Source organism: Streptomyces sp. NPDC107538 (genome assembly GCF_055657445.1).
The window spans coordinates 75498-81828 of the sequence record NZ_JBVKAY010000012.1 but is presented as its reverse complement, the minus strand read 5'-3'; the positions used below and the strand labels follow the sequence as shown (position 1 = coordinate 81828).

The window sequence follows — 6331 nt, the reverse complement described above, 5'->3', positions numbered from 1 at the left end:
TTCATCATGTGGGCCAAGAAGCAGGGCATCGCCGTCGGCCCCGGCCGAGGTTCCGCCGCCGGCTCGATCGTCGCGTACGCCATGGGCATCACCGACCTCGACCCGATCCCGCACGGACTGATCTTCGAGCGGTTCCTCAACCCCGAGCGCATCTCGATGCCCGATGTCGACATCGACTTCGACGAGCGCCGGCGCGTCGAGGTGATCCGGTACGTGACCGAGAAGTACGGCGCCGACAAGGTCGCCATGATCGGCACCTACGGCAAGATCAAGGCGAAGAACGCCATCAAGGACTCCGCGCGCGTACTGGGCTACCCGTACGCGATGGGTGACCGGCTCACCAAGGCGATGCCCGCCGACGTCCTCGGCAAGGGCATCGACCTGAACGGCATCACCGACCCCTCCCACCCCCGCTACAGCGAGGCGGGCGAGATCCGGTCGATGTACGAGAACGAACCGGACGTCAAGAAGGTCATCGACACCGCCAAGGGCGTCGAGGGCCTGGTCCGGCAGATGGGCGTGCACGCCGCCGGCGTCATCATGTCCAGCGAACCCATCGTCGACCACGCCCCGATCTGGGTGCGGCACACCGACGGCGTGACCATCACCCAGTGGGACTACCCGCAGTGCGAGTCGCTCGGCCTGCTGAAGATGGACTTCCTGGGCCTGCGCAACCTCACGATCATGGACGACGCCATCAAGATGGTGAAGGCCAACAAGGGCATCGACCTGGAGATGCTCGCCCTGCCGCTGGACGACCCCACGACCTTCGAACTGCTCTGCCGCGGTGACACCCTCGGCGTCTTCCAGTTCGACGGCGGCCCCATGCGCTCGCTGCTGCGCCAGATGCAGCCCGACAACTTCGAGGACATCTCCGCCGTCTCGGCCCTCTACCGGCCCGGCCCGATGGGCATGAACTCGCACATCAACTACGCCGAGCGCAAGAACAAGCGCCAGGAGATCACGCCGATCCACAAGGAGCTGGAGGAGCCGCTCGAAGAGGTCCTCGCGGTCACCTACGGCCTGATCGTCTACCAGGAGCAGGTGCAGAAGGCCGCCCAGATCATCGCCGGGTACTCGCTCGGCGAGGCCGACATCCTCCGCCGCGTGATGGGCAAGAAGAAGCCCGAGGAACTGGCGAAGAACTTCGTTCTCTTCCAGAAGGGCGCCCGGGACAAGGGCTACAGCGACGAGGCCATCCAGGCCCTGTGGGACGTCCTGGTCCCCTTCGCCGGCTACGCCTTCAACAAGGCCCACTCCGCCGCGTACGGCCTCGTCTCCTACTGGACCGCGTACCTCAAGGCCAACTACCCGGCCGAGTACATGGCCGCGTTGCTCACCTCGGTCAAGGACGACAAGGACAAGTCGGCGGTCTACCTCAACGAGTGCCGGCGCATGAAGATCAAGGTGCTCCCGCCGAACGTCAACGAGTCGGTGCACAACTTCGCCGCCCAGGGCGACGACGTGATCCTCTTCGGCCTCGAAGCCGTCCGCAACGTCGGTACGAACGTGGTCGAGTCGATCATCCGCAGCCGCAAGGCCAAGGGGAAGTACGCCTCCTTCCCCGACTACCTCGACAAGGTCGAGGCGGTCGCCTGCAACAAGCGGACCACGGAGTCGCTGATCAAGGCGGGCGCCTTCGACACGATGGGGCACACCCGCAAGGGCCTCACCGCGCACTTCGACTCGATGATCGACAACGTGGTCGCGGTCAAGCGCAAGGAGGCCGAGGGGCAGTTCGACCTCTTCGGCGGCATGGGCGAGGAGGAGAGCAGCGAGCCCGGCTTCGGCCTCGACGTCGAGTTCACCACCGACGAGTGGGAGAAGACCTATCTCCTCGCCCAGGAGCGGGAGATGCTCGGTCTCTACGTCTCCGACCACCCCCTCTTCGGCCTGGAGCACGTGCTCTCCGACAAGGCCGACGCGGGCATCGCCCAGCTCACCGGCGGTGAGCACGCGGACGGCGCGGTCGTCACCATCGGCGGCATCATCTCCGGCCTCCAGCGCAAGATGACCAAGCAGGGCAACGCCTGGGCCATCGCCACCGTGGAGGACCTCGCCGGCTCCATCGAGTGCATGTTCTTCCCGGCGACCTACCAGCTCGTCTCCACCCAACTCGTAGAGGACGCGGTGGTGTTCGTCAAGGGCCGCCTCGACAAGCGCGAGGAGGTGCCGCGCCTCGTCGCCATGGAGATGCAGGTCCCCGACCTGTCCAACGCGGGCACCAACGCCCCGGTGATCCTCACCATCCCGGCCACCCGCGTCACCCCGCCCATGGTCAGCAGGCTCGGCGAGATCCTCACCCACCACAAGGGCGACAGCGAGGTCCGGATCAGGCTCCAGGGGCCCACCAAGACGACCGTGCTGCGCCTGGACCGGCACCGAGTGAAGCCGGACCCGGCCCTGTTCGGCGATCTGAAGGTGCTGCTCGGCCCGTCCTGTCTGGCCGGCTGAGCGGACCTCGGCGGACCCGCGGGCGTGCGAAGCGCGAGGGGCGCATCCGATCTTTCGGATGCGCCCCTCGGTGTGCCCGGGCCTCAACAGCCCGTCCGCTGATGTCAGTTGTGAGATGTCAGTTGTGACCGAAGCGCTTCTGCCGACCCTTGCGGGCCATGTCGCCGGGGGTCACCTGGGTCGCGCGCTGCTCGGCCTGCGACTCCAGCGAGGACTGCTGGGCCTCCTGCTGACCACGCTCGGACTGCGGCTGCTTACGGTCCTGCTTCTTGTTCTTGGCCATGGTGATCTGCCTCCTGAAGGGGGTCTAGGGGCCAGGGCCGCGACCAGACTCACATAGCATGACAAGGCACGCATTTCGGAAAATCACCGTCCGTGACGAGAGTTGTCGGACCGTGTGCCGTACGGCAGGGCGCGCGCGGCCAATACGCCACGCCGAAGATCGAGTTCCGGCCGTTAACCTCCGCGCGGTCGGGCAGACTCGAAGGAAGCCCGAAGCAAACCTCCCGGAAAGAGGGTGGATCGCGTGGACCGCTGCATCGTCCTGGTGGACGCCGGGTATCTGCTCGGCGCGGCCGCCAGCCTCCTCGCCGGGGAACCCTCCCGCTCCCGCATCACCGTCGATCACGCCGCCCTCATCCAGGGGCTGCGCGAGCGCGCCGAGGCCGACACCGAGCGGCCGTTGCTGCGCATCTACTGGTTCGACGGCGCCCCCGACCGGGTGCCGCAGCCCGAGCACCGCAGGCTGCGGGTGATGCCCCGGGTGACCGTCCGGCTCGGCGCGCTGACCCGCAGCGACGGGCGCTGGGCGCAGAAGGGCGTGGACGCCGCCATGCACGCCGAACTGACCGAACTGGCCCGCAACCGCGCCTGCTCCGACGTGGTCCTGGTGACCGGCGACGGGGATCTGCTGCCCGGCATGATGGCCGCCAAGGAACACGGCGTCGCCGTCCACCTGTGGGCCGTGCAGGCCGCCGACGGCGACTACAACCAGTCCGAGGACCTGGTCGCCGAGGCCGACGAGCGGCGTGTGCTCGACCGGATCTGGATCACCAAGGCCGTACGGGCCAAGGACCTCGGCGGGATCTGCGCGCCGCAGCCGGTGCCGCGGCCCGAGATCGCCGCGATCCTGTCGGCGCCGCTGCCGGAGTCGGCCCTCGCGGCCGCCGCCGAGCGGGCACCCGGGGAGCCCGAGCACGCCTCCGCGGCGGGCGCCACGCAGAACGGCGCCGCCGAGCGGTCGTCGGCACCCAAGGGCGTCCCCACGCCGAAGGATCTCGCGGCGATGCGCGGGCCCGGGGCGCACGCCGCGCCGCAGCCGGCGACCGCGACCCTGCGGTGGTCCTCCGACAAGGGGTGGGTGGACCGGCCGGGGGGCGCGGCGGAGCCGCCGGAGGCGGCGGCCATGCCGACGCTGGCGCAGCTGACGACGGCGGAGCAGCGGTGGGCCGACCGGGAGGAGGACATCACGACCGTGGGGGGCGATCCCTTCGAGGTCGGTCAGGTGTTCGCCCGGCGGTGGATGGCCCGGCTGACCGATCAGGTCCATCTGCAGAAGCTGTCGGGAATGTATCCGCGGGTGCCGCATCGGGTGGACGGCGAGCTGTTGCGGTACGCGGCACGGTTCGGGCTGCTGGCGCACAAGGACGATCAGATCGACGAGCACGACCGGTACGCCATCCGGGCCGGGTTCTGGCGGGAGATCGATGTCCGGACGGGGGTCGAGCATGCGCCGGCCGGGGAGCGCTAAGGGCGTCTGGTAGCTCGGGGACGCCTGTTCGTGGGCGGGTGCGCGTTCGTTGTGGCTGGTCGCGCCCACGCGGCGGAGCCGCATATGTGACAGCCCCGCGCCCCTTTGGGGCGCGGCTGGGGTGACCCGGCGGAAAAACCGTGCCCCGGACCCCGTAGGCTCGTCCCTCGTGAGTACGCGTACGGCACCGGCGATCCAGCGCAGCGGGGATGTCGTGTGTGCTGTGCGGGGGCTCACCAAGACGTATCCGGCGACGCGCGGGCGGCGGGGTGCGCCGGGGACTCCCGAGGTGCGGGCCAACGACGCGGTGGCACTGGAGGTCCGGCGCGGGGAGATCTTCGGGCTGCTCGGGCCCAACGGGGCGGGCAAGACCACCCTCGTACGGCAGCTGACCGGGCTGATGCGGCCCGACGACGGCACCGTCGAGATCCTGGGCCACGACATCGTGCGGCACCCGGAGCGGGCCGCGCGGATCCTCGCCTATCTGGGGCAGGAGTCGACGGCCCTGGACGAGCTGACCGTGGCGCTCGCCGCCGAGACCACCGGGCGGCTGCGCGGCCTGGAGGTACGGCGGGCGCGGGCCGAGCGGGACGCGGTGCTGGAGGAGCTGGGGCTGACCGAACTCGCCTCACGTCCGCTGAAGAAGCTGTCCGGGGGGCAGCGGCGGCTCGCCTGCTTCGCCACCGCGCTCGTCGGGGAGCGGCCCCTGCTCGTGCTCGACGAGCCCACCAGCGGGATGGACCCGGTGGCCCGGCGCGCCGTATGGGCCGCCGTCGACCGGCGACGCGCCGAGTCCGGCACCACCGTCCTGCTGGTCACCCACAACGTCATCGAGGCGGAGACCGTGCTCGACCGGGTCGCCGTCCTCGACACCGGACGGGTCATCGCCTGCGACACGCCGGCCGGGCTGAAGGAGCAGGTCGCGGGCGAGGTCCGCGTCGACCTGGTGTGGCGGGAGAAGGCACCGCTGGACGTGCCCGAGGTCGCGGCCCTGCGCCCGCGCGCGGTGGAGTCCGGGCGCCGGTGGACGCTCCGGCTCGCGCCCGAGGAGGCGCGCGCCGTGGTGGCCACCGTGACCGGGGGCGCCGCCTTCGTGGCACTCGACGACTTCACCCTCGCCACGCCGAGCCTGGAGGACGTCTACCTGGCCCTCGGCGGCAGCGCGGGCAGCGCACAGGGACTGGTCAAGGGGTGAGGGACGCGGGCGTGAGCCGGAGAACAGCCGAAGCGGACGTGAACGGCAGGGCTGCCGCAGCCGTACGAAAATGGGCGACAGCCGAGGCGAAGAGGAGCAGCTCGACGTGAGTGTCGTACCCGCCGAGATCCTGCCGGGCAAGGCCCTGGCCGCAGAGGAGCGCGTGGAGCGCCGAGCCGCCGAGCTCGGACCCCGCGCGCGCCTGTGGCCGTCGCTGTGCGCGGTGTACGTGGCGCAGCTCTCCCGGGCGCGGGTCGCACGGATCCCCCTGCTGTTCGTGGCCACCTTCCAGTCGATCGGGATCATGATCCTGATGCGCGGAGTGGTGGACGGCGGGGCCGAGGCACACGCCGTGGTCGCCGGTTCCGCGGTACTCGTCGTCGCCTTCGTCGCACTGAACCTGCTGGCCCAGTACTTCGGACAGCTGCGCTCCAGCGGCGGCCTCGACCACTACGCGACGCTGCCCGTGCCGCCCGCGGCCGTGGTGCTCGGCGCGGCCGGCGCGTACGCCTCCTTCACCGTCCCCGGCACCGTCGTCACCGCCGTCTTCGGCTGTGTGCTCTTCGGGCTGCCGCTGACCCACCTCTGGGTGCTGGCCGCCGTGATCCCGCTCGCCGGGGCCGCGCTCGCCGGACTGGGCGCCGCGCTGGGCCTGCTCGCCCCGCGTCCGGAACTCGCCACCGTGCTCGGCCAGCTCGGCATGTCCGCCGCGCTGCTCCTCGGTGTGCTGCCGGCCGACCGGATGCCGGGCTTCGTCCAGTTCGCGCGGGACCTGCTGCCCTCGACGTACGGCGTGGAGGCGCTCGCGCGGACGTTCGGGCCGGACCCCGACTGGGCGTTCGTGCTCGGAGACCTCGCCGTGTGCGCCGGGGTCGGGGTCGTCTCGCTCGCCGTCGCCACCTGGGCGTACCGGCGGGCCGCCGTCCGGTGAC

At 70.7% G+C, this 6331-nt stretch carries 5 protein-coding genes; 4 read left to right on the top strand and 1 reads right to left on the bottom strand.

From position 1 onward, the window contains the following. Window positions 1-2454: DNA polymerase III subunit alpha (gene dnaE / locus ACZ7MG_RS32930; RefSeq protein WP_471946338.1), on the top strand; the 2454-nt coding region annotated here is incomplete at its 5' end. 118 nt (window positions 2455-2572) lie between these two features. On the opposite strand, the gene ACZ7MG_RS32925 is transcribed toward dnaE, so the two are convergent. Continuing rightward, the gene (locus tag ACZ7MG_RS32925; protein WP_086755445.1) at window positions 2573-2737 is read right to left on the bottom strand and encodes a hypothetical protein; all 165 of its coding nucleotides are present in this window, start codon (window positions 2735-2737) and stop codon (window positions 2573-2575) included. Between the two features lie 243 nt (window positions 2738-2980). Between ACZ7MG_RS32925 and ACZ7MG_RS32920 the strand changes: the two genes are divergently transcribed. The 3 genes from ACZ7MG_RS32920 to ACZ7MG_RS32910 all read left to right on the top strand — a co-directional run bounded on the left by ACZ7MG_RS32920 (window position 2981) and on the right by ACZ7MG_RS32910 (window position 6330). Continuing rightward, entirely contained in the window at window positions 2981-4204 is a 1224-nt protein-coding gene (locus ACZ7MG_RS32920; protein ID WP_471394502.1) for an NYN domain-containing protein, read from the top strand. A 169-nt stretch (window positions 4205-4373) separates the two neighbouring features. Then, window positions 4374-5399 (top strand): ABC transporter ATP-binding protein, encoded by a 1026-nt coding sequence (locus ACZ7MG_RS32915; RefSeq protein ID WP_471394504.1) that lies wholly within the window; start codon window positions 4374-4376, stop codon window positions 5397-5399. 70 nt (window positions 5400-5469) lie between these two features. After that, window positions 5470-6330, top strand: a complete 861-nt coding sequence (locus ACZ7MG_RS32910) for an ABC transporter permease (protein WP_471394507.1) — start codon at window positions 5470-5472, stop codon at window positions 6328-6330. Window position 6331 lies beyond the last annotated feature (1 nt).

Excerpts from the sequence above, each read along its gene's own strand:
- ACZ7MG_RS32910 (WP_471394507.1), top strand. The coding sequence starts at position 5,470 with ATGGGCGACAGCCGAGGCGAAGAGGAGCAGCTCGACGTGAGTGTCGTA.
- ACZ7MG_RS32925 (WP_086755445.1), bottom strand. The coding sequence starts at position 2,737 with ATGGCCAAGAACAAGAAGCAGGACCGTAAGCAGCCGCAGTCCGAGCGT.